The sequence below is a fragment of the Paraburkholderia ginsengisoli NBRC 100965 genome (genome assembly GCF_000739735.1).
GTDB classification, from domain to species: domain Bacteria; phylum Pseudomonadota; class Gammaproteobacteria; order Burkholderiales; family Burkholderiaceae; genus Paraburkholderia; species Paraburkholderia ginsengisoli.
In genome coordinates this window covers 1-26,599 of record NZ_BBJF01000023.1, presented here as the reverse complement: position 1 = coordinate 26,599, position 26,599 = coordinate 1, and the positions used below count along the sequence as shown (strand labels likewise).

26 protein-coding genes are annotated in these 26,599 nt (G+C 64.1%); 8 read left to right on the top strand and 18 right to left on the bottom strand.

Going from position 1 to position 26,599, the window contains the following annotated elements; translation table 11 throughout:
• Positions 1-44 precede the first annotated feature (44 nt).
• The 4 genes from ugpE to ychF form a co-directional block, all read right to left on the bottom strand.
• Positions 45-890: a sn-glycerol-3-phosphate ABC transporter permease UgpE gene (gene ugpE / locus BGI01S_RS25755; protein WP_042329092.1), complete on the bottom strand. Its 846-nt coding sequence runs from the start codon at positions 888-890 to the stop codon at positions 45-47.
• A complete protein-coding gene (gene ugpA / locus BGI01S_RS25750; RefSeq protein WP_042329090.1) occupies positions 887-1,771 on the bottom strand; it encodes a sn-glycerol-3-phosphate ABC transporter permease UgpA in 885 nt (294 codons plus the stop codon). Before ugpA ends, ugpE begins: the two co-directional genes overlap by 4 nt.
• A gap of 102 nt (positions 1,772-1,873) precedes the next feature.
• On the bottom strand, positions 1,874-3,199 hold the full coding sequence (ugpB, locus tag BGI01S_RS25745) for a sn-glycerol-3-phosphate ABC transporter substrate-binding protein UgpB (RefSeq protein WP_042329088.1): 1,326 nt from the start codon (positions 3,197-3,199) through the stop codon (positions 1,874-1,876).
• A gap of 335 nt (positions 3,200-3,534) precedes the next feature.
• Positions 3,535-4,629, bottom strand: coding sequence for a redox-regulated ATPase YchF (gene ychF / locus BGI01S_RS25740; protein ID WP_042329085.1), 1,095 nt, complete (start codon positions 4,627-4,629; stop codon positions 3,535-3,537).
• 375 nt (positions 4,630-5,004) lie between these two features.
• On the opposite strand from ychF, the gene BGI01S_RS25735 reads away from it, so the two are divergent.
• The 5 genes from BGI01S_RS25735 to BGI01S_RS25715 all read left to right on the top strand — a co-directional run bounded on the left by BGI01S_RS25735 (position 5,005) and on the right by BGI01S_RS25715 (position 10,178).
• A complete protein-coding gene (locus BGI01S_RS25735; RefSeq protein ID WP_042329082.1) occupies positions 5,005-5,370 on the top strand; it encodes a hypothetical protein in 366 nt (121 codons plus the stop codon).
• A gap of 87 nt (positions 5,371-5,457) precedes the next feature.
• A complete protein-coding gene (locus BGI01S_RS25730) occupies positions 5,458-6,630 on the top strand; it encodes a UbiH/UbiF family hydroxylase (protein WP_042329081.1) in 1,173 nt (390 codons plus the stop codon).
• Between the two features lie 132 nt (positions 6,631-6,762).
• Positions 6,763-7,488, top strand: a complete 726-nt coding sequence (locus tag BGI01S_RS25725; RefSeq protein ID WP_042329079.1) for a DsbC family protein — start codon at positions 6,763-6,765, stop codon at positions 7,486-7,488.
• Positions 7,489-7,636: 148 nt separating this feature from the next.
• Positions 7,637-9,427, top strand: coding sequence for a M61 family metallopeptidase (locus BGI01S_RS25720; protein WP_042329078.1), 1,791 nt, complete (start codon positions 7,637-7,639; stop codon positions 9,425-9,427).
• Positions 9,428-9,581: 154 nt separating this feature from the next.
• Positions 9,582-10,178 (top strand): FMN-dependent NADH-azoreductase, encoded by a 597-nt coding sequence (locus tag BGI01S_RS25715; protein ID WP_042329075.1) that lies wholly within the window; start codon positions 9,582-9,584, stop codon positions 10,176-10,178.
• A gap of 104 nt (positions 10,179-10,282) precedes the next feature.
• Here the strand turns inward: BGI01S_RS25715 and BGI01S_RS25710 are convergent, their stop codons facing one another.
• The 8 genes from BGI01S_RS25710 to rpe all read right to left on the bottom strand — a co-directional run bounded on the left by BGI01S_RS25710 (position 10,283) and on the right by rpe (position 17,615).
• Positions 10,283-11,131: a uracil-DNA glycosylase gene (locus BGI01S_RS25710; RefSeq protein WP_042329074.1), complete on the bottom strand. Its 849-nt coding sequence runs from the start codon at positions 11,129-11,131 to the stop codon at positions 10,283-10,285.
• Positions 11,132-11,193: 62 nt separating this feature from the next.
• Positions 11,194-11,820: a CYTH domain-containing protein gene (locus tag BGI01S_RS25705; protein ID WP_042329073.1), complete on the bottom strand. Its 627-nt coding sequence runs from the start codon at positions 11,818-11,820 to the stop codon at positions 11,194-11,196.
• A 30-nt stretch (positions 11,821-11,850) separates the two neighbouring features.
• Complete coding sequence (trpC, locus tag BGI01S_RS25700; RefSeq protein WP_042329071.1) at positions 11,851-12,636, bottom strand: indole-3-glycerol phosphate synthase TrpC; 786 nt, start codon at positions 12,634-12,636, stop codon at positions 11,851-11,853.
• A 30-nt stretch (positions 12,637-12,666) separates the two neighbouring features.
• A complete protein-coding gene (gene trpD / locus BGI01S_RS25695) occupies positions 12,667-13,698 on the bottom strand; it encodes an anthranilate phosphoribosyltransferase (RefSeq protein ID WP_042329068.1) in 1,032 nt (343 codons plus the stop codon).
• A gap of 21 nt (positions 13,699-13,719) precedes the next feature.
• Positions 13,720-14,322: an aminodeoxychorismate/anthranilate synthase component II gene (locus BGI01S_RS25690; RefSeq protein ID WP_042329066.1), complete on the bottom strand. Its 603-nt coding sequence runs from the start codon at positions 14,320-14,322 to the stop codon at positions 13,720-13,722.
• A gap of 13 nt (positions 14,323-14,335) precedes the next feature.
• Positions 14,336-15,829 (bottom strand): anthranilate synthase component I, encoded by a 1,494-nt coding sequence (gene trpE, locus BGI01S_RS25685; protein WP_042329064.1) that lies wholly within the window; start codon positions 15,827-15,829, stop codon positions 14,336-14,338.
• Positions 15,830-16,199: 370 nt separating this feature from the next.
• Positions 16,200-16,916: a phosphoglycolate phosphatase gene (locus BGI01S_RS25680; protein ID WP_042329061.1), complete on the bottom strand. Its 717-nt coding sequence runs from the start codon at positions 16,914-16,916 to the stop codon at positions 16,200-16,202.
• Positions 16,917-16,931: 15 nt separating this feature from the next.
• Positions 16,932-17,615 carry a ribulose-phosphate 3-epimerase gene (gene rpe, locus BGI01S_RS25675; RefSeq protein ID WP_013340602.1) on the bottom strand — a complete coding sequence of 228 codons (684 nt, stop codon included), beginning with the start codon at positions 17,613-17,615 and terminating at the stop codon, positions 16,932-16,934.
• A 282-nt stretch (positions 17,616-17,897) separates the two neighbouring features.
• On the opposite strand from rpe, the gene apaG reads away from it, so the two are divergent.
• Positions 17,898-18,272, top strand: coding sequence for a Co2+/Mg2+ efflux protein ApaG (apaG, locus tag BGI01S_RS25670; protein ID WP_042329261.1), 375 nt, complete (start codon positions 17,898-17,900; stop codon positions 18,270-18,272).
• A gap of 81 nt (positions 18,273-18,353) precedes the next feature.
• Here apaG and BGI01S_RS30680 read toward each other — a convergent pair whose 3' ends face one another.
• The gene (locus BGI01S_RS30680) at positions 18,354-18,515 is read right to left on the bottom strand and encodes a hypothetical protein (protein ID WP_042329059.1); all 162 of its coding nucleotides are present in this window, start codon (positions 18,513-18,515) and stop codon (positions 18,354-18,356) included.
• A gap of 28 nt (positions 18,516-18,543) precedes the next feature.
• Between BGI01S_RS30680 and mltA the strand changes: the two genes are divergently transcribed.
• Positions 18,544-19,668, top strand: coding sequence for a murein transglycosylase A (gene mltA / locus BGI01S_RS25660; RefSeq protein WP_042329057.1), 1,125 nt, complete (start codon positions 18,544-18,546; stop codon positions 19,666-19,668).
• Positions 19,669-19,852: 184 nt separating this feature from the next.
• On the opposite strand, the gene paaK is transcribed toward mltA, so the two are convergent.
• The 5 genes from paaK to paaN all read right to left on the bottom strand — a co-directional run bounded on the left by paaK (position 19,853) and on the right by paaN (position 25,679).
• Positions 19,853-21,157 carry a phenylacetate--CoA ligase PaaK gene (gene paaK, locus BGI01S_RS25655; RefSeq protein ID WP_042329055.1) on the bottom strand — a complete coding sequence of 435 codons (1,305 nt, stop codon included), beginning with the start codon at positions 21,155-21,157 and terminating at the stop codon, positions 19,853-19,855.
• 180 nt (positions 21,158-21,337) lie between these two features.
• The gene (gene paaI, locus BGI01S_RS25650) at positions 21,338-21,799 is read right to left on the bottom strand and encodes a hydroxyphenylacetyl-CoA thioesterase PaaI (RefSeq protein WP_042329053.1); all 462 of its coding nucleotides are present in this window, start codon (positions 21,797-21,799) and stop codon (positions 21,338-21,340) included.
• A 1-nt stretch (position 21,800) separates the two neighbouring features.
• Complete coding sequence (gene paaG / locus BGI01S_RS25645) at positions 21,801-22,592, bottom strand: 2-(1,2-epoxy-1,2-dihydrophenyl)acetyl-CoA isomerase PaaG (RefSeq protein WP_042329050.1); 792 nt, start codon at positions 22,590-22,592, stop codon at positions 21,801-21,803.
• A 47-nt stretch (positions 22,593-22,639) separates the two neighbouring features.
• Positions 22,640-23,842: a 3-oxoadipyl-CoA thiolase gene (pcaF, locus tag BGI01S_RS25640; protein ID WP_042329048.1), complete on the bottom strand. Its 1,203-nt coding sequence runs from the start codon at positions 23,840-23,842 to the stop codon at positions 22,640-22,642.
• Between the two features lie 136 nt (positions 23,843-23,978).
• Positions 23,979-25,679, bottom strand: coding sequence for a phenylacetic acid degradation protein PaaN (gene paaN / locus BGI01S_RS25635; RefSeq protein ID WP_042329046.1), 1,701 nt, complete (start codon positions 25,677-25,679; stop codon positions 23,979-23,981).
• Between the two features lie 136 nt (positions 25,680-25,815).
• Here paaN and BGI01S_RS25630 point away from each other — a divergent pair, with 136 nt between their 5' ends.
• The gene (locus BGI01S_RS25630) at positions 25,816-26,592 is read left to right on the top strand and encodes an enoyl-CoA hydratase (protein ID WP_042329044.1); all 777 of its coding nucleotides are present in this window, start codon (positions 25,816-25,818) and stop codon (positions 26,590-26,592) included.
• The last annotated feature ends 7 nt before the right edge of the window (positions 26,593-26,599 follow it).

The window sequence follows — 26,599 nt, the reverse complement described above, 5'->3', positions numbered from 1 at the left end:
ATGCCATCGTCGTGTCCGGGTGTCGCCATGCCACGCCGCGTCGATCACTTCTCCGAATCCACCAGCCCGCGCACGAACCAGCGCTGCATCGTCAGCACGACGGCGAGCGGCGGCAGCATCGCGAGCAGCGTCGCGGTCATCACGAGGTGCCATTCGGTTGCGGTGTCGCCGGATGCGATCATGCTGCGGATGCCGACCACCGCGGTCATCAGCGATTGCTGGCTCGTGATCAGGATCGGCCACAAGTATTGATTCCAGCCATAGATGAACGTGATCACGAAGAGCGCGGCCATGTTCGTCTTCGACAACGGCAGCACCACGTCCCAGAAGAAACGCATCGCGCCCGCGCCGTCGATGCGCGCCGCTTCCATCAGCTCGTCGGGCAGCGTCATGAAGAACTGGCGGAACAGGAACGTCGCGGTGGCCGATGCGATCAGCGGCAACGTCAAACCGCTGTACGTGTTGCTCAGGTGCATCGACGACACGACCTGCACGGTCGGGAAGATCCGCACTTCGACCGGCAGCATCAGCGTCATGAAGATCAGCCAGAACGACAGCGTGCGAAACGGAAAGCGGAAGAACACGATCGCGTACGCGGAGATCATCGACACCGCGATCTTGCCGATCGAGATCGCCAGCGCCATCACGAGGCTGTTGAACAGCATGCGGCCGAACGGCGCCGCCGCGTTGCCGCTGCCGCGCGACCAGATGGTCGCGACGTTCTCGAATAGATGGGTGCTCGGCACGAGCGACAGCGGCACGCTGAACACTTCGTGCTCGCTCATGGTCGCCGCGCAAAACGCGACGTACACCGGAAATACCACCAGCACGACGCCGAGAATCAGCACCGCGTGGCAGAAGAGGTCGAAACCGCGGCGGTTCTCGATCATGAGTATTGAACCCTGCGTTCGATGAAGCGGAATTGCACGACGGTCAACGTGACGACGATCGCCATCAGGATCACCGACTGCGCGCCCGAGCTGCCGATGTCGAGCCCCTGGAAGCCTTCGGCGAAGATCTTGTAGATCAGCGTGCGGGTCGCTTGCGCGGGGCCGCCGCCGGTGGCCGCGTCGATAACCGGAAAAGTGTCGAAGAACGCGTAGGTGATGTTGATCACCAGCAGGAAGAAACTGGTCGGCGACAGGAGCGGCAGCGCGATGCCGAAGAAGCGCCGCACGGGACCGGCGCCGTCGATCGCCGCTGCTTCGATCAGCGAGCGCGGAATCGCCTGCAAGCCCGCATAGAAGAACAGAAAGTTGTAGCTGATCTGTTTCCACACCGACGCGAGCACCACCAGGAACATCGCCTGGCCCGCGTTCAGCGCGTGATTCCACACGATGCCGTACTTCGCCAGCGCGTAGGTGATGAGGCCGATGCTCGGGTTGAACAGGAACGTCCACAGCACCGCGGCGATGGCGGGCGCGACCGCATACGGCCAGATCAGCAGCGTCTGATAGGTCTTCGCGGCGCGCGTCACGCGATCGGCACAGACCGCGAGCAACAGCGAGATCACGAGCCCCGACACCGTGACGAGCGCGCAGAAGATCAGCGTCGTATTGAACGACGACAGATAGAGCGGATCGGAAAGCAGTTGCCTGAAGTTCGCGAGCCCGACAAACTCGCTCGACGTGCCGAACGCATCCTGGCTCTGCGTGGATTGCCAGAGCGCTTCGCCCGCTGGCCACAGAAAGAACAGCACCGTGATCGCGAGTTGCGGCGCGACGAGCAGATAGGGCAGCAGGCTGGTGCCGAAGCTGGAGCGCTTTTCCATCGAGGATTCCAAAGTTGGCTGCACTACGGATTCCGGTGCGAGCGCACCGGAATCCGTACCGACGAACGCCTTATGCGTCCCGGTTGTCTCTTGGTTGCCGCCTTAGTTGCCGGCTTTTTCGAAACGGCGCAGCAACTCGTTGCCACGCGAGACCGACGAGTCGAGCGCCTGTTGCGGCGTCTTCTTCTGCGCCCACACCTGTTCGAGTTCCTCATCGATCACCGTGCGGATCTGCGGCATGTTGCCCAGCCGCAAGCCCTTCGTGAACGGCAGCGGCGGCTTGTTGAGCATCTGGCGGATCGCGGTGTCGCTGCCGGGGTTCTTCTCGTAGAAGCCCTGCTGGCGCGTCAGATCATAGGCGGCGGTCGTGATCGGCAGATAGCCGGTGTCCTGGTGCCACTTCGCGGCCACCGGCGCCGAACTCAGATACGCGAGGAACTTCGCGACGCCCTTGTAGACGGCCGGGTCCTTGCCCGACAACACCCACAGGCTCGCCCCGCCGATGATCGCGTTCTGCGGCGCGCCCTTCACGTTCGCGTCGTACGGCATCATGCCGGTGCCGAAGCTGAACTTCGCGTACTTCTTGATCGTGGCGAGCGAACCCGACGAGTTCGTGATGATCCCGCAGTCGCCGCTATAGAACTTCGACACCGGTTCGTCCTTGCGGCCGACATAGGTGAAGGTGCCGTCCTTCTGCATGTTCTGCAGGAACTGGATGTGCGCGACCTGCAACGGCTTGTTGAATTCGAGCTGCGCGTCGAGGCCGTCGAAACCGTTGTTCTTCGACGCAAACGGCGCGGCATGCCACGCGCTGTAGTTCTCGAGCTGAATCCAGCTCTGCCAGCCCGACGAATAGCCGCACGACATGCCCGACGCCTTCAGCTTCTGCGCGGCGGTCTGCAGCTCGGCCCAGGTCTTCGGCGGCTGGTTCGGATCGAGCCCGGCCTTCTTGAACGCGTCCTTGTTGTAGTACAGCACCGGCGTCGAGCTGTTGAAGGGCATCGAGATCAGCTGACCGGTTTTCGCGTCGCTGTAATAGCTCGCGATGGTCGGCACGAACGCCTTCTGGTCGAGCGGCACGCCCGCCTGCTTGAACACGTCGGTGACGGGGATCACGGCCTTCTTCGCCTGCATCATCGTGGCGGTGCCGACTTCGTAGACCTGCAGAATGGCCGGCGCGTTGCCGCTGCGATACGCGGCGATGCCGGCGGCGAGCGTCTGGTCGTAGGTGCCCTTGAACACCGGCACGATCTTGTAGTCGCTTTGCGATGCGTTGAAGTCGGTGGCGATGTCGCCCAGACGTTCGCCCAACGCGGCTTCCATCGCGTGCCAGAACTGAATTTCAGTCGCGGCGTGGGCCGCCTGGCTGAAGCCGATGCTCAACGCGGCGGCAATGGATAGCGAACGGAACAGCGGCTTGCAATTCATCGATTTTGTCTCCGTGAATGGGCGCAGAAGTGAATCGCGCGATTCTATTTGTGTTCGATGACAGTCCGGCGTCGGACGTGGCGTCGGTAGCCGGGCGGCGCGGCCTGCGGTCGACGGCGCGCCGGAAGCCGCAATTTAACACCGGCTGTCACGAAACGGAAACAATCGAAAAAGAACGCACCACTGGATTCGATGCGGCCAGGGGCCGCTGCCGCAGATCCGCACCGATCTCGCGCGCGCGGTCGGCGCCTCGCTGCAATCGGCCGGCGGCAATAAAAAAAGCCCGCGGAAAGCGGGCTTTTCTGAACGCGCAGGCTGCGCGGTCGAACGTCGACTCAGACGTTGAACAGGAAGTTCATCACGTCGCCGTCGTGCACGACGTATTCCTTGCCTTCCGCGCGCATCTTGCCGGCTTCCTTCGCGCCTTGCTCACCCTTGTACGTGATGTAGTCGTTGAACGAGATCGTCTGCGCACGGATGAAGCCGCGCTCGAAGTCGGTGTGAATCGCGCCCGCCGCTTGCGGCGCGGTGTCGCCGACGTGGATCGTCCACGCGCGCACTTCCTTCACGCCGGCCGTGAAGTAGGTTTGCAGGCCGAGCAGCTTGAAGCCCGCGCGGATCACGCGGTTCAGGCCCGGCTCTTCCATGCCCATGTCGGCGAGGAACACTTCCATGTCGGCTTCGTCGAGGTCGGCGATTTCCGCTTCGATCGCCGCGCACACGGCCACCACCGGCGCATTCTCGGCCGCCGCGAATTTCGTCACCGCGTCAAGGTGCGGGTTGTTGTGGAAGCCGTCGTCCTTCACGTTCGCCACGTACATGGTCGGCTTCGCGGTGATCAGGCAGAACGGCTTGAGCGTGGCCTTTTCGTCGTCCGACAGATCGAGCGCGCGGACCGGCTTGGCCTGGTCGAGTTGCGCACGCACCTTTTCCAGCACGGCGGCGTTCTTCGCGGCTTCCTTGTCGTTGCCCGACTTGGCGGCCTTCGAATAGCGCGACAGCGCCTTTTCCACGGTCGCGAGGTCGGCCAGCGCGAGTTCGGTGTTGATCACTTCGATGTCCGACAGCGGATCGACCTTGTTCGCAACGTGAATCACGTTGTCATCTTCGAAGCAGCGCACCACGTGCGTGATCGCGTCGGTTTCGCGGATGTTCGCGAGGAACTGGTTGCCGAGGCCTTCGCCCTTGCTCGCGCCCGCCACCAGACCGGCGATGTCGACGAACTCCACCACTGCCGGCAGGATGCGCTCCGGCTTGACGATGTCGGCGAGCGCCTTCAGACGCGCATCCGGCACCTCGACCACGCCGACGTTCGGCTCGATCGTGCAGAACGGATAGTTTTCGGCGGCGATGCCCGCCTTGGTCAGCGCGTTGAACAGGGTGGACTTGCCGACGTTAGGCAGGCCGACGATGCCGCATTTGAGGCTCATGGAAATCCTTCAGTGAATCAGTAAGTTGCGTGATGCGCTCGACGCTGCGTGCGGGTTCGGAAGCCTACGCGTGGGGCGTGGCGGGCAAACGCAGCGGAGCGGGACAGGTCACCGAATCGGGGCGTTGGCTCAATGGTCGAGTGCGCGATCGAGGGCGAGTTTCACGGAAAGCGCAATTGTAACCCGTTCGCGCTGGCTTACCGCTGCGGCGGCGGGAGAGGCGGGCGGGGCAGAGAAGGGTAGCGAAGAGCAGCACGAGCAGGAAGGACGGCCAGCTAATCGGGCCGCGCGGCAACCGCGATCCCGGCCTATTTTTCTGCGCCCGCTGTAGAATCGTCGGCTCAGAGCCGCCAGAGCTCTTTCCGGGGGAACAATGTGCGAGTAGTCAGATGGCTGGGAACAGGCGTGGGGGTGGTGCTGGTCGGGGGCGCGGTCGCGACCTGGTTATCACAGAATTTCGACGACGCGCAGGCCAACACGGACCGGCAGACGGTCGATTGCCTGACGAACCGCCTGTCGCAGGACGATCGGCTGCGCATCGCGCAATTCGCCGATAAAAACGACTTCGATTCGCTCTGGCGCGTGTACGACCAGGTCTTTCCGGATTGCGCGGTGCGGGGCGACCAGCGCGAGCGCAAAGGCCAGCTCGAAGCGAGCGCGTGGCGCATCCTCCAGGCCGATCGCCGCTTCATGCGACTGCGCGAGGCGAACGCGGCGCTGGCGGCGGGTTCACAACACTAGCGGCCAGCCGTCAAAGGCGGCTTGTTCAGGCGCAAATGCCGCACGCGCCGATCCGTCCCCCGCAACCCCCGCAGCTATAATGCGCGGATGAACGCACATCACCAGACCTTTGATGCCGCCGTGATCGGCGGCGGGCTCGTCGGCAAGACCGCGGCGCTCGCGCTCACGCAAGGCGGACTGCGCGTGGCGCTGCTCGCGCAACCGTGCGCGGCATTGCCCGCCGGCGCCGCCTTCGACTCGCGGGTCTATGCGTTGTCGTCGAGTTCGCAGGCGCTGCTCGAACGCCTGCGGGTCTGGCAGGCGCTCGACATGGCGCGGCTCGGCCCCGTCTACGACATGCGTGTCTACGGCGACGCGCATGCTGAACTGCACTTCTCCGCGTTTCAGGCTTCGGTGCCGCAACTCGCGTGGATCGTCGAGTCGTCGGTGATCGAGCGCGCGCTGGATGCGGCGCTGCGCTTCCAGCCGAATCTCACGTGGATCGACACGCGCGCTCAGGCGCTGGACTTCACCGCCGACAGCGCGAGCGTCGGTCTCGCCAACGGCAACGTCGTCGAGGCCGATCTGGTGGTCGGCGCGGACGGCGCGCATTCGTGGGTGCGCGCGCAGATCGGCTCGAAGATGAACCGGCGCGACTACCGGCAAACCGGCGTCGTCGCCAATTTCAAAGCGGAAAAACCGCACGGCGAGACCGCCTACCAGTGGTTCCGCGACGGCGAGATCATCGCGTTGCTGCCAATGCCTGACGGTCACGTGTCGCTAGTCTGGTCGGCGCGCACCGAGCATGCCGAACAGCTTCTCGCGCTCGATCCGGCGCAGCTCGCCGCCGAAGTGGAGCGCGCGACCGGCGGCCAGTTCGGCGCGCTCGACTGCGTGACCCCCGCGCAGGGCTTCCCGCTCGCGTTGCAAACGGTGGACCGGCTGGTCGCGCCGCGCGTCGCGCTGGTCGGCGATGCCGCGCATCTGATTCATCCGTTGGCGGGCCAAGGCATGAACCTCGGGCTGCGCGACGTCGCCGCGCTCGCCGACACCGTCGCGGGCAAGGAATCGTTCCGCAATCTCGGCGACATGGTGCTGCTGCGCCGCTACGAACGCGCGCGCCGCGAAGACATCCGCGCGCTGATGATCGCCACCGACGGGCTGCAAAAACTGTTCTCCGTGCCCGGCCCGTTCGCCAAGGCGCTGCGCAACACCGGTATGGCCTTCGTGGGCGCGCAGCCGTTCATCAAGCGCTGGCTGGTGTCGGCCGCGCTCGGCTAAAGCGCGCACACACGCGCGCACCGGCAGCCACGGCCGGCAACACAGGTATCATGAGCGGATTGACGGCGTTCCGGTCCGACCGGGCACGTGACACACCGCGCAGCACGCGCGATCGAAACCCAGGAATTCAGCATGAAAAAAACCTTCCGCATGGTGGCCGGCGCGCTTGCGATCGCCGCCTTCACGATCGGTTGCTCGGCGCAGGCCGACCAGACGACCGACAAGCTCAAAGCCACCCTGCAAACGCGTCTGGCCGACGTGACGATCAAGAGCATCACGAAGTCGCCGATCGCTGGCTTGTACGAAGTGAACCTCGGCACGCAGATCGTCTATAGCGACGCGAACGGCGATTACCTGATGCTCGGCGACATGGTCGACGCGAAGACCCGCAAGAATCTGACGGAAGCGCGTCTGTCCGAAACCAACCGCATCGACTTCGCGAGCCTGCCGTTCGCGAACGCGGTGAAGGTCGTACGCGGCAACGGCGCGCGCAAGATCGCCGTGTTCTCCGATCCGAACTGCCCGTACTGCAAGCAGCTCGAAACGTCGCTGAAGTCGCTCGACAACGTCACGGTCTACACGTTCCTGTACCCGGTGCTGTCGCCGGATTCGACGGCCAAGTCGAAGTCGATCTGGTGCTCGACGGATCGCGCGAAGGCCTGGGAATCGTGGATGCAGAACCATCAGGCGCCCACCGCCGCCGGCACCTGCGACACCGCCGCGATCGACAAGAACCTGGCGCTCGGCCACGCGATGAACGTCGAGGGCACGCCCACGGTGTTCCTCGCCGACGGCCGCCGCCTGCCGGGCGCCGTGCCGGCCGACCGGCTGGACCGCGAAATGTCCGCAGTGCACTGAACCGCGCGGCACAGGCAGAAGCAAGGAGGCGCACAAGGCGCCTCCTTTCGCATCCAGACTCGCCGCATCCATGCCGCCGCGTCGATCCCGTTGCATCGATTCGACGCATCGATCAAATTTCCCGCCTCACCTCTCCTGATCCCCGCCGATGAAGCCGATCCGCTACACCATCGTTCCGAAGCAACCCGCCGCCCATCTGTTTGAAGTCACCGTAACCGTCGCAGATCCCGATCCGGCCGGCCAGCGTTTCATGCTGCCGGTGTGGATTCCGGGCAGCTACATGGTGCGCGAGTTCGCGCGCAACATCGTCACACTGCGCGCGACGAACGACGCGGGCCGCAAGGTGCGCGTGGAAAAAACCGACAAGCACACGTGGCAGGTCGCGCCGGTTAAAGGCGCGCTGACGCTGCGCTACGAGGTATATGCGTGGGACCTGTCGGTGCGCGCCGCGCATCTCGACGATACGACCGGCTTTTTCAACGGCACGAGCGTATTCGTGTCGCCGCTCGGTCACGAGGAAGCGCAGTGCGTGGTGGATATCCAGAAGCCGCAAGGCGCCGCGTATCGCAACTGGCGCGTCGCGACCGCGCTGCCGGAAGCGCGCGGCACGAAGCGCTACGGCTTCGGCGAATATCGCGCGCAGAACTACGACGAGTTGATCGATCATCCGGTCACGCTCGGCGAATTCCAGCTGGCGACTTTCGACGCGCATGGCGTGCCGCACGACATCGTGATCGCCGGGCGGGTGATCGGGCTGGACATGGCTCGCTTGTCCGCTGACCTGAAGCGCATCTGCGAAGCGCAGATCGCGTTGTTCGAACCGAAGACGAAGAAAGCGCCGGTCGACCGCTACGTGTTCATGACCCAAGCCGTCACCGACGGTTACGGCGGGCTGGAGCACCGCGCATCCACCGCGCTGATCTGCAATCGTGGCGATCTGCCAGTGCAGGGCCGCGACGCAATGAGCGAAGGCTACCGAACCTACCTCGGCCTGTGCAGCCACGAATACTTCCACACGTGGAACGTCAAGCGCATCAAGCCGGCGGTGTTTGCGCCGTATGACCTGAGCGTCGAAAACTACACGTCGCTGCTGTGGCTGTTCGAGGGCTTCACGTCCTACTACGACGACCTGATCCTCGTGCGCAGCGGCCTGATTTCGCAGGACGACTATTTCGGCCTGCTCGGCAAGGTGGTCGGCGGCGTGCAGCGCGGTAGCGGGCGGCTCAAGCAAACCGTCGCCGAAAGCTCGTTTGATGCGTGGGTCAAGTACTACCGGCAGGACGAGAACGCGCCGAACGCGATCGTCAGCTACTACACGAAGGGCTCGCTGGTCGCACTCGCGTTCGATCTGACGATCCGCGCACAGACCGGCAACCGCAAATCGCTCGACGACGTGATGCGTCTGTTGTGGCAGCGCTTCGGCCGTGACTTTTATCGCGGCAAACCGGCCGGCGTGCAGGAAAGCGAGATCGAGACGATTTTCGCGGAAGCGACCGGTGCGGAATTGGGCGAACTGTTCGCCGAAGCCGTGCACGGTACGCGCGATCTGCCGCTCGGCCCGCTGCTCGCGCCGTTCGGCGTCGCGCTCGCGCCCGAGCTGGACAAGAACGGCAAGCCGTCGCTCGGCGCGCGTCTGCGCGGCGGCGCGGATTGCACGCTGGCGGCGGTCCACGAAGGCAGCGCCGCGCAGAAAGCGGGGCTGTCGGCCGGCGACGTGCTGATCGCGCTCGACGGCCTGCGCATTACCGGCGCGAATCTCGACGGCCTGCTCGCCCGCTACCAGCCGGGCGCGAAGGTCGAAATCCATGCGTTCCGGCGCGACGAGCTGCGCACCACCCAGCTCAAGCTGGACGGGCCGGAGGTGGCGCGCTACAAACTCGCGGTCACAGACAAACGGGCCGCCGCGCGTAAGGCGCGCGAATGCTGGCTGGCAAGCTGATCGTAGGCAGCGGCGGCATCAATTGACGGTCGTGCCCGGCGGATTGTTCTACCAGTGCAACAATCCGTCGCCGCCGGATGGCTTTTTCCCGGGTCGGTAAAAAAACACAATGCCTCCACTCGCGCAACATTGCGCGCCCCTACTGGAGTCAACCATGACCACGATCCTGCAAATCAACTCGGCAGCCCGCTCGCAAGGCGCGAATTCGACGCTGCTCGTCAACGAGCTGACCGAAAAGCTGCAACAGTCGAATCCGGGCGCGCAAGTCGTCGTCCGCAATCTGCAAGCCGAACCGCTGCCGCACCTGGACGACGCCGTCCTCGGCGCGTTCTTCACCCCGGCCGACCAGCGCACCGCCGAGCAAGCCGCGATCGCCGCGCGCAGCGAAGCGCTGATCGCCGAACTGCAAGCCGCCGACATCGTCGTGATCGGCGCGCCGATGTACAACTTCGGCATCTCGTCGCAACTCAAGACGTACTTCGACTTCATCGCCCGCGCCGGCATCACGTTCCAGTACACGGCGAACGGCCCCGAAGGTCTCGTGAAGGGCAAGAAGGTGTATGTCGTGTCGGCACGCGGCGGCAAGTATCTGGGCACGCCGAACGACAGCCAGACGCCGTATCTGAAGAGCTTCCTCGGCTTCCTCGGCATGACCGACGTGAACTTCATCTACGCGGAAGGCCTGAACATGGGTGCGGACGCAGCCACCGCCGCGCTGGCTGCGGCGCGCGAAGCGATCGCCGCTGCGTAAGGGGTTGGCCGCTTCACTGCGGCGCATGAAGGTTCAAAGCGAAACGCCACGGACGAGAGTCCGTGGCGTTTTCTATTGGCGAGCTGGCTGTGTGAGTCGCGGTGTCACGCCAGCATTTGCGCGTCATCCGGCAGGCGCCAGTCGATCGGTGCGCGGCCGTGCTTCACCAGGTATTCGTTGGCCTTCATGAAGTGCCCGCAGCCGAGAAAGCCGCGATGCGCCGACAGCGGCGACGGATGCGGCGCCTCCAGCACGTAGTGCGACTTGCCGCCGAGCAGCGCGCGCTTGGCTTGCGCATGGGCGCCCCACAGCATGAACACGAGGCCGTCGTGGCGCATCGCCAGTTCATGGATCAGCGTGTCCGTGCATTTTTCCCAGCCGCGTTTTGCGTGACTCGCCGCGCTGTCACGTTCGACTGTGAGCACCGTGTTCAGCAGCAGCACGCCTTGCTTCGCCCAGGTATCGAGGCACCCGTGACGCGGCGGCTCGTGGCCGAGACTCGCGGCGATCTCCTTGAAAATGTTGCGCAGCGACGGTGGCGTGCGCACATTCGGCGCGACGGAAAACGCGAGCCCGTGCGCTTGCGGCGTGCCGCGGTCCTCGCCGTGATACGGGTCCTGGCCGAGGATCACCACTTTGACTTCGTCGGGGCTCGTCAGGCGCAGCGCGCGGAACACGTCGGCGGGGTAGACGGTTTTGCCGGCGGCGCGTTCACCGTCGACGAAACGGCACAGCGGCGCGTAGGCGTCGCTGTCGATGAACGGCTTCAGATGCGCGCGCCATGCCGAGGGGAGCGCGGCGAATTGGGCTTCGAGCGTCGGCGGAACGGCGGTGCTCGATGGCTCCGGTTGCGACTTTGGCGGGCTAGTCACGTCGCTGGCCGGTGTGGAGACGGCGTCGCCGAACAGGGAAGCCTGCGACGGGTTGGAGCGGGTTCGGGATGCGGAGGTCATGGCGGGGGAGTGTCGCAGCAAACGCGCTTCGGCTCAAGGTGCGGCGGCGCGTTCATCACCGCTCAACCCGAACGCAACCGATACCCGCGCTGCGCTTTGCTGACGTTATCCGGCGCGAGGCCGCTTACGCGCTTGCCGAGTTCCACCGCGAGCGCGTGCAGCGCGGCTTCGTCGCCGGACTTCAGTTCGAGTTCGACTTCCGAGATCGGCGCACGGCGCTTGTCGCCGTCGACCTCCGCGAGCACGTCGCCCTGATCGATCGCCGCTTCGATTTCCGCGCCGTCTGTTTCGACGTGCCACAGCGTGCGCGTGAAATTCGTGCGGAACAGGTCGATCAACGTCGGGGCTGCATCGCGCAACGCGGCGGCCGCTGACGGCTCGTCGCAGGCGCGCAGCAACGCGTCGATCTCCAGCTTCGCGCCCGCCACCGGCATCTCCCACTCGTGCCGGCTATGCAGACCGTCCTTCGCTTCGCCGACCGTCTTGAAGGTTTGCAGCCAGCCGTCGGGCGTTTGGCGCAGACGCAGCGCGCTCTTCGAGCCGGCCAACGCAAGCTGCGGCGTGTCGAAGTAGATGTTCACCAGCTCGACCGGGCGTCCCTGCTCGCCGGTGCGTGCGACGAACCACTGCGTCGCCGCCTGCACCTGCCCAGCCGGCAGCGCCAGCTTGATTTCGCGTTCCATGCCCATGATGCGTGTCCTTGCGCTTACCGACGGTGTTTAGAAAAACATCCGCGCAAGTTCCACACCCGGCTCGTCCGCACGCATGAACGCTTCGCCGACGAGGAACGTGTGCACGTCCATCGCGCGCAGGCTTTCGACATCGGCGCGCGCGAGAATGCCCGATTCGGTGACGACGATGCGGTCGTCGGGAATCGCATCGAGCATGCCGATGGTGGTCTCGATCGAGGTTTCGAAGGTGCGCAGATTGCGGTTGTTGATGCCGATCAGCGGCGTCTTCAGCGTCAAGGCTTCTTTCAGTTCGTTGCTGTCGTGCACTTCGACCAGCACCGCGAGTCCCAGCGAATGCGCGAGCGCTTCGAGGTCCTGCATTTCCGACGTTTCAAGCGCGGCGGCAATCAGTAGGATCGCGTCGGCGCCCATCGCGCGCGCTTCGACGATCTGGTACGGATCGACGATGAAGTCCTTGCGCAGCACCGGCAACTGGCACGCGGCGCGCGCCTGCTGCAGATACGCGACGCTGCCCTGGAAGAACTGCACGTCGGTCAGCACGGACAGACAGGCGGCGCCGTGCTTCTCATACGACCGCGCGATCTCGGCCGGGTCGAAGTTCTCGCGCAGCACGCCTTTGGACGGGCTCGCTTTCTTCACTTCGGAGATCACCGCGGCCAGACCGGCCGCGTGCTTGGCGCGCAACGCGCCGACGAAATCGCGGATATCGCGCGACGACGCTTCGAGGCGCAGCTCTTCCAGCGGCGCGCTCTGTTCGGCCGCGCGAACTTCTTCGCGTTTGACCGCGATGATGCGGTCGAGGATGTCGCTCATAAGTGTCTCGCTACGTTGATTGCTACTGGGTCACTGCTTGAATTGCTGGGTGAAGCGGATCAGGTCGTCGACCTTCGCGCGGGCCTTGCCGCTCGCGATCGCTTCGCGCGCGAGTTGAATGCCGTCCGCGATCGACGACGCCACGTTCGCCGAGTACAGCGCCGTGCCCGCGTTCAGCGTGACGATTTCGCGCGCGACGCCTGGCTTGTTGTCGAGCGCCTCGAGCAGCATCGCTTTGGATTCGCTCGCGTCGGCCACTTTCAGCGTGCGGTTCGACACCATCTGCATGCCGAAATCTTCTGGATGGATCTCGTACTCGCGCACTTCGCCGTCGCGCAACTCGCCGACCAGGGTCGCCGCGCCGAGCGACACTTCGTCCATGCCGTCCATCCCGTACACCACCAGCACGTGTTTCGCGCCGAGGCGCTGCATCACGCGCACCTGAATGCCGACGAGGTCGCCGTGGAACACGCCCATCAACTGGTTCGGCGCGCCGGCCGGATTGGTCAGCGGCCCGAGAATGTTGAAGATGGTCCGCACGCCGAGTTCGCGGCGCACGGCCGCGATGTTCTTCATGGCCGGGTGATGGTTCGGCGCGAACATGAAGCCCATGCCGGTTTCCGCGATCGACGCCGCCACCTGGTCCGGCTGCAGATCGATGTTCACGCCGAGCGCTTCGAGCACGTCCGCGCTGCCCGACTTGCTCGACACGCCGCGATTGCCGTGCTTCGCGACCTTCGCGCCAGCCGCCGCTGACACGAACATCGTCGCGGTGGAAATGTTGAAGGTGTGCGCGCCGTCGCCGCCGGTGCCGACGATGTCGACGAAGTTCGAGTTGTCCTGCACGTCGACGTGGCGCGCGAATTCACGCATCACGGTGGCGGCGGCGGTGATCTCGCCGATCGTCTCTTTCTTGACGCGCAAGCCGGTGATGATCGCGGCGGCCATCACGGGCGAGAGTTCGCCACGCATGATGAGCCGCATCAGATGCAGCATTTCGTCGTGGAAAATCTCGCGGTGCTCGATGGTCCGTTGCAGCGCTTCCTGGGGCGTAATCGACATGATCTCGTCTCTCTGTTTTTATCAGGCGTTGCGTTGGGACGTCTTGCCGTGTGCGAGCTTCGACTGCTTCACGAAGTTTTCGAGCAGCGCGTGGCCGTGTTCGGACAGGATCGATTCAGGATGGAACTGCACCCCTTCGACGGCCAATTCCTTGTGACGCACGCCCATGATCTCGCCGTCTTCGGTCCAGGCCGACACTTCGAGGCAGTCGGGCAGCGACTCGCGTTCGATCGCGAGCGAATGATAGCGGGTCACGACGAAATGCTTCGGCAGATCCGCGAACACGCCTTTGCAGTCCGTTTCGATCGTGCTCACCTTGCCGTGCATGATGGTTTGTGCGCGCACCACGCGGCCGCCGAACGCTTCGCCGATCGCCTGGTGGCCGAGGCACACGCCGAGAATCGGCGTCTTGCCGGCGAATTGGCGCAGCACGTCGAGCGTGATGCCCGCATGTTGCGGATTGCTGGGACCTGGCGACAGGCAGATGCGCTCGGGGTTGAGCTTCGCGATGTCGTCCAGCGTGATTTCGTCGTTCCGATAGGTGCGCACGTCTTCGCCGAGTTCGCCGAAGTACTGCACCAGGTTGTAGGTGAACGAGTCGTAGTTGTCGATCATGAGCAGCATGGTGTGTCTCCGGTCAGAAGTCGCTATCGAGGCCGTCTTGAACCTGTTCGGCGGCGCGCAACACGGCGCGCGCCTTGTTCTCGGTCTCTTGCCATTCGGATTCCGGCACCGAATCCGCGACCACGCCCGCGGCCGCCTGCACATACAGATTGCCGTTCGCGATCACGCCCGTGCGGATCGTGATGGCCAGATCCATCTCGCCGGTGAACGACAGATAGCCGACCGCACCGCCATACAGCCCGCGCTTCACGGGTTCGAGTTCGTCGATCAGTTCCATCGCGCGGACCTTCGGCGCGCCCGACAACGTGCCGGCCGGGAACGTCGCGCGCAGCACGTCGAAATTGGTGGTGCCCGGCTTCAGCTTGCCTTCCACCGAACTCACGATGTGCTGCACGTGCGAGTACTTTTCGATCACCATCTTGTCGGTCACCACCACCGAGCCGATCTGCGCGATTCGGCCCACGTCGTTGCGCGCGAGGTCGATCAGCATCACGTGCTCGGCGATTTCCTTCGGGTCGTTCAGCAGTTCGGTCGCGAGTTCGGCGTCGCGTTCCGGCGTGTTGCCGCGCGGACGCGTACCGGCGAGCGGACGGATCGTCACGATTCGATCTTCGCCGCGCTTTTCCTGGCGCACCAGAATTTCCGGCGACGCGCCGACCACGTGGAATTCGCCGAAGTTGTAGTAGTACATGTACGGCGAAGGATTCAGCGACCGCAGCGCGCGATAGAGCGACAACGGATTGTCGCGATACGGCTTGGTCAGACGCTGGCCGACCTGCACCTGCATCAGTTCGCCGGCGGCGATGTATTCCTTCGCCTTGCGCACGGCGGCGAGGTAATCGTCCTTCGCGAATTCGCGATAGGTCTCGGTGCGCACGCTCGCTGACGTGACCGGCGGCTGCACGGTCGTACGCAAACGCTGACGGAGTTCACGCAGACGGTGTTTCGCCTTCGTGTACGCCTCGGGCTGGGTCGAATCGGCGTACACCACCAGATAGAGCTTGCCCGCGAGGTTGTCGATTACCGCGACTTCTTCGGTCAGCAGCAACTGGATGTCGGGCAGATTCAGATCGTCCTTCGGCGCGCTGTGCGCGAGCTTTTTCTCGATGTAGCGCACCGCGTCGTAGCCGAAATACCCGGCGAGACCGCCCGCGAAACGCGGCAGCCCAGGACGCTGCGCCACTTTGAAGCGCCCCTGGAATTGCTGGATGAACTCGAGCGGATCGCCCTCATGCGTTTCGACGACCTTGCCGTCGCGCACCACTTCCGACACGCCGTTGCGGGTGCGCAAAAGCGTGCGCGCCGGCAGTCCGATGAACGAATAGCGGCCGAAGCGTTCGCCGCCCACCACCGATTCCAGCAGGAACGAGTTGGCGCCGTTGCGCTCGGTCTGCGCGAGCTTCAGGTACAGCGAGAGCGGCGTTTCGAGGTCGGCGAGCGCTTCGGCGATCAGCGGAATGCGATTGAAACCCTCATTGGCGAGGGACTGGAATTCGAGTTCGGTCATGTTCCGATCCTGTACGGTGGTCCGGCGGCGGCGTGCGTCGGACAAAGCGGGGCGTTGCGCGACCGGTCGGGACGTGCGTCGGGTTGTCGACACGATGAGTCCGATCGGCGCGAGTTTCCCATCGACGCGTGCAAAGGGTTTCAGCGCACGGATGTACTTTGCGGGTACACGCAGGCCGAATCAACCGATGCAGCGAAACAGAACGATGGAAAAAACGCGTGAGCGCAGCGAAGTAAAAAACGGTTGCCGAAGACGAGCTTCAGCGTACCTCAGGCGAGGTTAGCGCGACCAGCGACGCCAGGGCCAGGCTCCCCGGTCGATGCTAATCAGACTCCGTTTTTTATTCAGAAACATGAGGATGAAGGACTTTTCAAGTCGTGGATTGGTGCGCTGCGATCGCCTTGGCGGCGTCGAGCAGCGAGGCAACTATACCATCGGATTTTATTGTTTGTATAGCTTGGCCGTGGTTGTAGCCGTACGGCACGGTGAGCGTCGCCATGCCCGCCGCGCGGCCTGCGAGCGCGTCGTTTTCCGAATCGCCGATCGCGACGACGGCCTGCGCGTCGACGCCGAGTTGCGCGGCGGCGGTAAGCATCGGCAGCGGGTCGGGCTTCTTTTTCGCGAGGCTGTCGCCGCCGAGCACGACGCTGAAATACTGCGCGAGTCCGTACTGTTGCAGCAGCTCCGTCGCGAACCGGTGCGGCTTGTTGGTCACGCACGCAAGCTTGAGGCCGGCATCGCGCATCGCGATCAGACCGGCTTCCACATCGGGGTAAAGCCGCGTGTGCAAACCGTTGATCTTCGCGTATTCCTCTTGATAGATCGCGAGCGCTTCGTCGAAGCGGTCCTGCGCGTGATCCGCTTCGAAGCGCGGCGCGAGCACGCTGCGGATCAGATGCTCCGAACCCTTGCCGACATAGCCGACCACTTCCTCGCGCGACGTTTCCTCCGCGTCGAGTTGCGCGAGCATCCCGTTCAGGCCGGCGGTGAAATCGTCGGCGGTGTCGATCATCGTGCCGTCGAGGTCGATGATCGCGGCTTGCAGGCGTGGGCCGGTGAAGGTTGGGGCAGGGAACGGAGCGGTCATAGGGCGGATGCGTGGTTAGTGCTGGATGTTGGCGAGTGCCGCGCGCATCTTGTCGATCACGACCTTGTGGTCCGGCTGGCCGAAGATCGCCGAGCCGGCCACGAACGTGTCCGCGCCGGCCGCCGCGATTTCCGCGATGTTGTCGACCTTCACGCCGCCGTCCACTTCCAGATGAATCTCGCGGCCGGTGCGCTCCTTGTACGCGTCGATGCGCTTGCGGGCTTCGCGCAGCTTGTTGAGCGCTTCGGGAATGAACGACTGGCCGCCGAAGCCCGGATTCACGGACATGATCAGCACGAGGTCCAGCTTGTCCATCACATGATCCAGATAGTTCAGCGACGTGGCCGGGTTGAACACCAGGCCGGCCTTGCAGCCGTGATCGCGGATCAGCGACAGCGTGCGGTCGATATGGTCCGAGCCTTCCGGGTGGAAGCTGATCAGGTTCGCGCCGGCCTTGGCGAAGTCCGGCACGATGCGGTCGACCGGGCGCACCATCAGGTGCACGTCGATCGGCACGTCGACGTGCGGGCGGATCGCTTCGCAGACGAGCGGGCCGATGGTCAGGTTCGGCACATAGTGGTTGTCCATCACGTCGAAGTGAATCCAGTCGGCGCCGGCGGCGACAACGTTGCGGACTTCTTCACCGAGGCGCGCGAAGTCGGCGGACAGAATGCTGGGGGCGATGCGAAATTGCGTCATGGCGGGGAGCGGATGCAAGCGGGAAAGCGTCATTTTACCGGTTTGTGCAGCTCAGGACCGGCGCGCGGACGGTTCGATGCCGGCCAACGTTCGCCGCAACGGCTGGATTGGTGACAAGCTCCTTAACCGCAGCCTGGCCGAAAGATATGTCCGGTTGCGGGCGTGCCGCGCATCAAGCAGAATGCCACACCAGAAGCGCCGCTTCGCCGATGCACCGAAAACCATTGGCGTTCGGGCCTTTTCGCGATTTTTCACAGCCCGTTTCATCAGATCGGAATCAGGATGAGCCAGTACGAATTCAGCGTCTCGGCGCAGGTGCAATATCTGCCCGAAGAGTCGGACCCGGAGCGCCGCCAGTATGCGTTCGCATACACGCTGACCATCCGTAACACCGGTCAGGTGCCCGCGCAGTTGATCGCGCGTCACTGGGTGATCACCGACAGCGAGAACAACGTTCAGGAAGTCAAAGGCCTGGGCGTGGTGGGACATCAGCCGCTGCTCAAACCGGGCGAGCATTTCGAATACACGAGCTGGGCGGTTATCGCGACGCCGGTCGGCACCATGCGTGGCGATTACTTCTGCGTGGCAGAGGATGGTGAGCGTTTCGACGCACCGGTGCCGGAATTCATCTTGCGCATGCCGCGCACGTTGCATTGAACCGGAACGCGCGCCTGCGGTCTTTAAACAGTCAAACGCGCAGTCAATCGCGCCGTTGAACGCGCGGTTGAGCGCATAGCGTCACTGCGGCTTTTGCTGCCTGGGTTGTTCGCTTTTAGAGGCACGCGCGGCCTTCTTCCTGCCGGACGACGTCCACACAACGATGAAGACGAGCAGGAAGAGCGCGAGGAGCGCTTCCAGCGCGAAGATGAGCATCGGGTATTCGTCGAACAGATCAGACATGGCGGTTTCCATCAAGAACGAACATTGTATGCGTTTTGTCCGCAACGCCGGAGCATGGCTCGGCGCGCTTTCGGTTGCAGTGCTGCTGGCGTCCTGCGGCGGTGGCGGGGCGGTCCGGCCTTCGGTTGCGCCACCCTCGGGTGCCGCGATCATACCCGGCCAGATTGCCGCGACGCGACTCACGGCAGTGGCCTGGCGGCAGGTGCCGGGCTGGCAGGACGACTCGCTGATCGGCGCGACGGCCGCGCTGCGGCAGAACTGCGCGAGGCTTGCGCGTCAACCGAACTGGTCGCGCGCCTGTGCGGCGGCTTCGCAGATCGACGATCTCGACGTCACCAGTGCGCGGGCTTTTTTCGAAGCCTATTTCACGCCTTTCCAGCTAGCGAATACCGACGGCACGCTCGACGGTCTCGTCACCGGTTACTACGAGCCTTTGCTGCGCGGCTCGCGGACGCGCCACGGCGTGTATCAGACGGCTTTGTATCGCTGGCCCGCCGCTTATCGCGCGGGTTCGGCGCTGCCGGCGCGCGCGCAGCTCGAACGCGCGGGTGTGCTCAACGGCAACGAACTCGTCTGGGTCGACGATCCGATCGAAGCGTTCTTTCTGCAGGTGCAGGGGTCCGGGCGGATCGTGATGGAAGATGGCAGCGTGATGCGCGTCGGCTTCGGCGGTACCAACAATCAGCCGTACAAATCGATTGGGCGCTGGCTGCTGGATCGCGGCGAGATCACGCCCGCGCAAGCGACCATGCAAGGCATCAAGGCATGGGCACGTGCGAACCCGACGCGGGTCGACATGCTGCTCGATACAAATCCGCGCTTCGTGTTCTTCCGTGAGATGCCGTCCGGCGAAAGCATGCCGAGCGCCGGCGCGGACGGTCCGATCGGTGCGCTCGGCGTGCCGTTGACGCCGGAGCGTTCGATCGCGGTCGATCCCACGTCGATTCCGCTCGGCACGCCAGTGTTCCTGCAGACCACGCGTCCGTTGACGAACTCGCCGATGAACCGCCTCGTGTTCGCGCAGGACACGGGCTCCGCGATCAAGGGCGGCGTGCGCGCCGACTATTTCTGGGGCCTCGGTGACGACGCCGGCGATCTCGCCGGCAAGATGAAGCAGGGCGGCCGGATGTGGTTGTTGCTGCCGAATTCGTGAGCGTACGGGTGAGTGAAGCGGCGGCTTGGGGGAGCGAAGGCGCCGCCGCGTGATTGGCGAATCACGTGGGCCGCGCGCGTTGTCAACTTAATGCCGCGCTTCGGAGAGCCACGCTGAGCAATTGAAAACGGCGTCACGTCCGGATACAGATCCGTAGTGACGCCGTTTTTTTTCCGCGAGTTTTTTACAGCCCGGCCTTGCGTTTGTCCACCACGCGCCGCGCCTTGCCCACCGAACGTTCGATGCCGTTCACCGCCAGCACGTTCACCACCGCGCTGACGCCGATCAGCGCCTTGATGTCGTAGGCCAGAGCCTGTTTCGCCGTGCTCAGCGCAGCCGTATCCGGCGCGGTTTCCGGGCAGGGCTCGACGTTCAGCGTCAACACGTCGAGCGGGCCTTCTTTGGTCAGCACGATCTGATAGTGCGGCGCGAGCGCACGCTGCTTGAGCAGCAGTTCTTCGATCTGCGTCGGGAATACGTTCACGCCGCGCACGATCATCATGTCGTCCGAGCGGCCGGTGATCTTTTCCATCCGCCGCATCGTGCGCGCGCTGCCCGGCAACAGACGCGTGAGGTCGCGCGTGCGGTAGCGGATGATCGGCAAGGCTTCCTTGGTCAACGACGTGAACACCAGCTCGCCGAGCTCACCATCCGGCAGCACCTCGCCCGTTTCGGGGTCGATGATCTCCGGATAGAAATGATCTTCCCAGATGGTCGGGCCGTCCTTCGTTTCCACGCACTCCGACGCGACGCCCGGGCCCATCACCTCGGACAGTCCATAGATGTCGACGGCATCGATGCCCATGCGCTTTTCGATCGCCTGACGCATGTCGTTTGTCCACGGCTCCGCGCCGAAGATGCCGAGGCGTAGCGAACAGCTGGCCGGATTGATGCCTTGACGCTCGAGTTCGTCGGCGATCGACAGCATGTAGCTCGGCGTCACCATGATGATGTCCGGCCGGAAGTCCTGGATCAGTTGCACCTGCTTCTCGGTCTGGCCGCCGCCGAACGGAATCACGGTCAAGCCGGCGCGCTCAGCGCCGTAATGCGCGCCGAGGCCGCCGGTGAACAGGCCGTAGCCGTAGCTCACGTGAACCTTGTCGCCGCGCTTCGCGCCGGCGGCGCGGATCGAGCGCGCGACGAGATTCGCCCACGTGTCGATGTCGCGCGCGGTGTAGCCCACGACGGTCGGCTTGCCGGTCGTGCCGGACGACGCGTGGATACGTGAGATCTGCTCCTGCGGTACGGCGAACATCCCGAACGGATAGCTGTCGCGCAGATCTTTCTTGGTGGTGAACGGAAAGCGCGCCAGGTCCGCGAGCGTTGTGACTTCGCTCGGATGAACGCCGGCTTCGTCGAACTTGCGTCGATAGACCGGCGAATTCTCATACGCATGGTTCAGCGACCATTTGAGCCGTTCAAGTTGAAGCGCGGCAAGTTCGTCGCGGCTGGCGGTCTCGATCGGGTCGAGCGGAAGGGCGGTCGTCATGAATGTCTCCTTGCTGCCTCAATGCTTGAGTCTGATGTGCGGTGCGCTTCTCGCGCGAAAACCGGGGACGGGCTGCTACTTTTTGAGATGTCGCGCCGGTCACCCGACGCTGTTGCGAATCGGATGCGCGCTGCGGCGAATCGAGCGCCGCTTTGCCGGCGGTCGACGCGCGCTGGCCTTTCAGTCGCCCGTGGGAATCAGGTTGCCTTTAATTTGCGCCGATTTTCCGCGAAACATGGCGACGGTTTCGTCGGCGCGATTGGTGACGCGAATATCGTAGATGCCAGTGCGGCCGCTGAGTGTCTGTTCGACCGCTTCAGCCGTCAACACGTCGCCGCCTCGCACAGGCTTCAGGAATTCGATCGAACAACCGGCTGCGACCGTGTTGATGTTGTACGTGTTGCAGGCGAACGCGAAGGTCGAATCGGCCAGCGTGAAAATCAGGCCGCCGTGGCAAATCTGGTGGCCGTTCAGAAAGTCGTCGCGCACTGCCATGCGCAAGCGGGCATAGCCTGGACGGACTTCCACGATTTCGAGCCCGAGCGTCTGGCTGCATGCGTCGTTTTCGTACATCGCAACAGCCGTTGCGCGAGCGAGTTCGTCTGGCGTCATCTGATTGGCGTAAGTGGTTTGAGTGGACATATCAGCGGCCCTCGAAGCGCGGCGCGCGCTTTTCCACAAAGGCTTGCACACCCTCCGCGTAATCGTGAGACGCGCCGAGTTCGCGTTGCAGATCGCGTTCGAGATCGAGTTGCTGGTCGAGGGTCTGCGTCGCGCCCGCGCGCATGGCCTGCTTGATCGCCGCGATGGCGCGTGTGGGTTGCTGCGCGAGTTGGGCTGCGAGTTTGGCGGCAACGGCGGGGAGTTCCGCGTCGTCAAAGGTCTGCCAGATCAAGCCCCAGCTTTCGGCTTTTTCCGCGCCGAGTTTGTCGCCGGTGATGGCCAGCCCCAACGCGCGCGCCATGCCGACGCGCTGCGGCAGCAACCATGTGCCGCCGGAATCGGGCACGAGGCCGATTTTCACGAACGCCTGAATGAAGCTGGCCGAGCGAGCCGCGAGCACGAGGTCGCAAGCCAGCGCGAGATTGGCGCCGGCGCCGGCGGCCGTGCCGTTGACCGCGGCGATCACCGGCAACGGCAGTGCTTGCAGACGGCGAATCAGCGGGTTGAAATGCTCGTCGATCAGTTCGCCGAGATCCGTCATTGCGCCGGGCGTGAAGTCGAGATCGGCGAGATCCTGACCGGCACAGAAGCCGCGTCCCGCACCTGTCAGCACGAGCGCGCGTGCGCCTGACGCTTCGACCTGATCGAGCGCGTCGCTCAGTTCCCTGTGCATCGCGCGCGTGAAGCTGTTGAGCTTGTCAGGGCGGTTCAGCGTGATGGTTGCGACATGGCTCGATGCGTCGAGATCCAGGCGAATCGCTTCATATGACATTGGGTGTCTCCTCAAAGTCTCTTAGCCGACGGGTGCTGCGGCGCAATTCAAAGCCGCTCGATGACGAGCGCAATGCCCTGGCCTACGCCGATGCACATCGTGCACAGCGCAAAGCGGCCGTTGATCCGTTCCAGCTGATACAGCGCGGTCGTGATCAGACGCGCGCCCGATGCGCCCAGCGGATGGCCGAGCGCAATGGCGCCGCCGTTCGGATTGACGCGCGGATCGTCGTCGCGCAGACCGAGCGTGCGCAGCACGGCGAGTCCTTGCGACGCGAACGCTTCGTTCAACTCGATCACGTCGAACTGTTCGAGCGTCATGCCGAGTTGCCTGAGCAGCTTTTGCGTCGCTGGCGCGGGACCGATGCCCATGATGCGCGGCTCGACGCCAGCGGTTGCCATACCCACCACGCGTGCGCGGCGGCGCAGGCCGTACAGGTCGGCTGCCTGCTGGTTCGCGAGCAACAGCGCGCAGGCGCCGTCGTTGACGCCGGACGCGTTGCCGGCCGTCACGCTGCCGTCCGGACGAACCACACCCTTGAGTTTGCCCAGGCTTTCGAGCGAAGTTTCCCGCGGATGCTCGTCGAGCAGGACGCGCACGGGGTCACCCTTCTTCTGCGCGATATCGACGCCAACGATTTCTTCGGCCAATGTGCCGTCGCGTTGCGCGCGGGCTGCTTTTTGCTGGCTCGCGAGCGCGAACTCGTCCTGGTCAGCACGACTGACACCGAACTCGACCGCGACGTTTTCCGCGGTCTCCGGCATCGAGTCGACGCCGTACTGACGCTTCATTAGCGGATTGATGAAACGCCAGCCGATGGTCGTGTCGTGTATGTCGGCTTGACGCGAGAACGCGCTCGTTGCCTTGCCCATCACGAACGGCGCGCGCGTCATGCTTTCTACGCCGCCGGCAATCATCAGACGCGCTTCGCCCGCCTTGATCGCGCGCGCGGCGGTGCCGACCGCGTCCATGCCCGAGCCGCACAGGCGGTTGATCGTCGCGCCCGGCGCATCCGTGGGCAGACCGGCCAGCAATGCCGACATGCGAGCGACATTGCGATTGTCTTCACCGGCCTGATTAGCGCAGCCGTAAATCACGTCGTCGACAGCGCGCCAGTCGACGCCCGGATTGCGCTCCATCAGCGCCTTGATCGGCACGGCGCCGAGGTCGTCCGCGCGGACATCTTTCAGTGCGCCGCCGTAGCGGCCGAGGGGTGTGCGAATCGCATCGCAGATGAAGGCGTCGTTCATTGGAGTTTCCGCTGGACGGAGCGGCGCGCAATGCCGATCCGATGTCTCATATTAGGTGCGGCGCACGGCCCGGTCCATTCGGCCAAACGGCATAGGAACGGAGCCGTGCGCTTTCTTATGGCTAGTCTTATGCCATTCAGCCAGCTACCGCCGGCGCCGCTTTCGGTTCAACATGAACGCGGCTTTGAACGACGCGGAAGCGGTTCGCGACGAAGGCTGCATCGGCCAGCGCGGCGTTGGCCGCCGGGTTTGCGCCCGTGCCGTGGAAGTCGGAGAACGCCGCGGACTGATTGACGAACACGCCGCCGGTCAGGTTGATCGACAGGGCAACGCCGCCGCGGATCGATGCCTCGTGCGCTTCATCGAGCACTGCTTCGTCGGTGCTGTATACCGACAGCGTCAGCGCGCCGTGCTCGGCGGCGATCGCACCAGCGAGTTCGAGCGACTGCGCGGTCGAGTCCGTTGCGACGACGAACGAGATCGGGCCGAACCATTCTTTGGCGAACTGCGCGTTGTCGGTGGCGGCGTCCAGTTGCAGCACAAGCGGGGTGCGGACGCGGGCGCCGGCAAACGCCGGATGTTCTAGCGTTTGGCTTTCGACCAGAACTCGGCCGAGTTTGGCGGCTTCGTCGATACGCTGAGTGACGCCTTCGTTCTGAATCGCGCCGAGCAGTTCGACTGCACGAGCCGGGTCGGCGACTAGCTTTTGCACTGCGCCGGCAATGGCCTGAGCGACTTCGTCGAAGCTGAGCGTGCCGTCGGCGGTGCGGATACCCGCTCGCGGCACATAAATGTTCTGCGGCGCGGTGCACATCTGGCCGGAGTACAGCGCCAGTGAAAAGGCAATGTTGCGCGCGGCGGCTTTGATGTCGTCGACGGAGTCGATCACGATCTGGTTGACGCCCGCTTTTTCGGTATAGACCTGAGCCTGGTGTGCATGGCGCTCGAGCCACGTGCCATTCTGGCTGCTGCCGGTGAAGTCGATCAGCTTGATTTCCGGGCGCAGGGCCAGGTCCTGGACGAGCGCGCCGTCGTTCGGTTCGGTCGCCAGCAACGTGACGACGTTCGGGTCGAAGCCGGCTTCGCGCAACACGGCACGTGCGATTCGCACGGTCAGCGCGAGCGGCAGGATAGCGCCCGGATGCGGCTTGACGATGACCGTGTTGCCGGTGGCCAGATCGGCAAAGAGGCCCGGGTAGCCGTTCCACGTCGGGAACGTGCAGCAGCCGAGTACGAGGCCGGTGCCGCGCGGCACGACGGTATAGCGCTTGTGCATCGCAAGCGGCGGATTCTTGCCTTGCGGTTTTTCCCAGTGCGCATCGGCGGGAATGCGGCGCAGTTGGTCCCACGCGTACACGACCGCCTCGAGCGCGCGGTCTTGCGCATGCGGGCCGCCGGCCTGGAAAGCCATCATGAATGCCTGGCCGGTCGTGTGCATCACGCTGTAGCCAATTTCGAAGCTGGCGCGATTCACCCGCGCGAGGATTTCGAGGCACACGCCGATCCACGCCTGCGGGCCTGCCGCGCGCCAGTCACGCTGCGCGACGGCGGCGGCTGCGATCAGCGCCTCAGGATCGGCCTTCGGATACTGCACGCCGAGTGGGAAGCCGAACGGCGAAACTTCGGCGCCGACCGTTTCGCCCGTCGACGGCTGGTCCAGTTCGAACGTCGTGTTGAGCAGCGCTTTGAAGGCGGCTTCACCGTCCGCGTTGGCTGTTTCCCCGTACACTTTCGGACTGGGCATTTCAACGAAAGGGCTCCAGTAACCGCGCGTTTCAGTCGCGGTGAGTGCCTTTTGCAGCGTGTCTTCGTGCTTGGTGAATAGCGGATGTGTCATGGCAGAGGGCTTGGCTGTGCGTTGGGGAAAAGCCTGTCTAATAATTGACCGACCGGTTGGTTGGCGAATGGTAGCATTATTAAGAGAGCTGCGCGAAGCGTTTCGCGCGTGGGATTAACCATTAGAAGGAGGCGGCATGGCTTACGAGAACATTCTGGTTGAGACGCGGGGACGGGTCGGTTTGATCACGTTGAATCGTCCGAAGGCGTTGAACGCCTTGAATGACGCATTGATGGACGAACTGGGAGCCGCGCTGCGCGAGTTCGACGCCGACGACGCGATCGGTGCAATGGTGGTGACGGGAAGCGAGAAGGCGTTTGCCGCCGGCGCCGACATCGGCATGATGTCGACTTACACCTATATGGATGTGTACAAAGGCGACTACATCACTCGCAACTGGGAGACGGTTCGCTCGATCCGCAAGCCGATCATCGCCGCGGTCGCGGGCTTCGCGCTTGGTGGCGGCTGCGAACTGGCGATGATGTGCGACATCATTTTTGCTGCCGACAGTGCCAGGTTCGGCCAGCCGGAAATCAAGCTCGGCATCATGCCGGGGGCAGGCGGCACGCAGCGACTGCCGCGCGCCGTCTCGAAAGCGAAGGCGATGGATCTCTGTTTGACCGCCCGTTTCATGGACGCGGCGGAAGCCGAGCGTGCCGGATTGGTTTCGCGCGTTATTCCGGCTGAGTCGCTACTTGACGAATCGATCGTTGCGGCCGCGACCATTGCGGAATTCCCGCTGCCGGCGGTGATGATGGTGAAGGAGTCGATCAACCGCGCATATGAAACGACGCTCGCGGAAGGCGTGCATTTCGAGCGACGCCTGTTCCATTCGCTTTTTGCGACGGAAGATCAGAAGGAAGGCATGGCTGCGTTCGTGGAGAAACGCAAACCGGTTTTCAAGCATCGGTAATACGCTT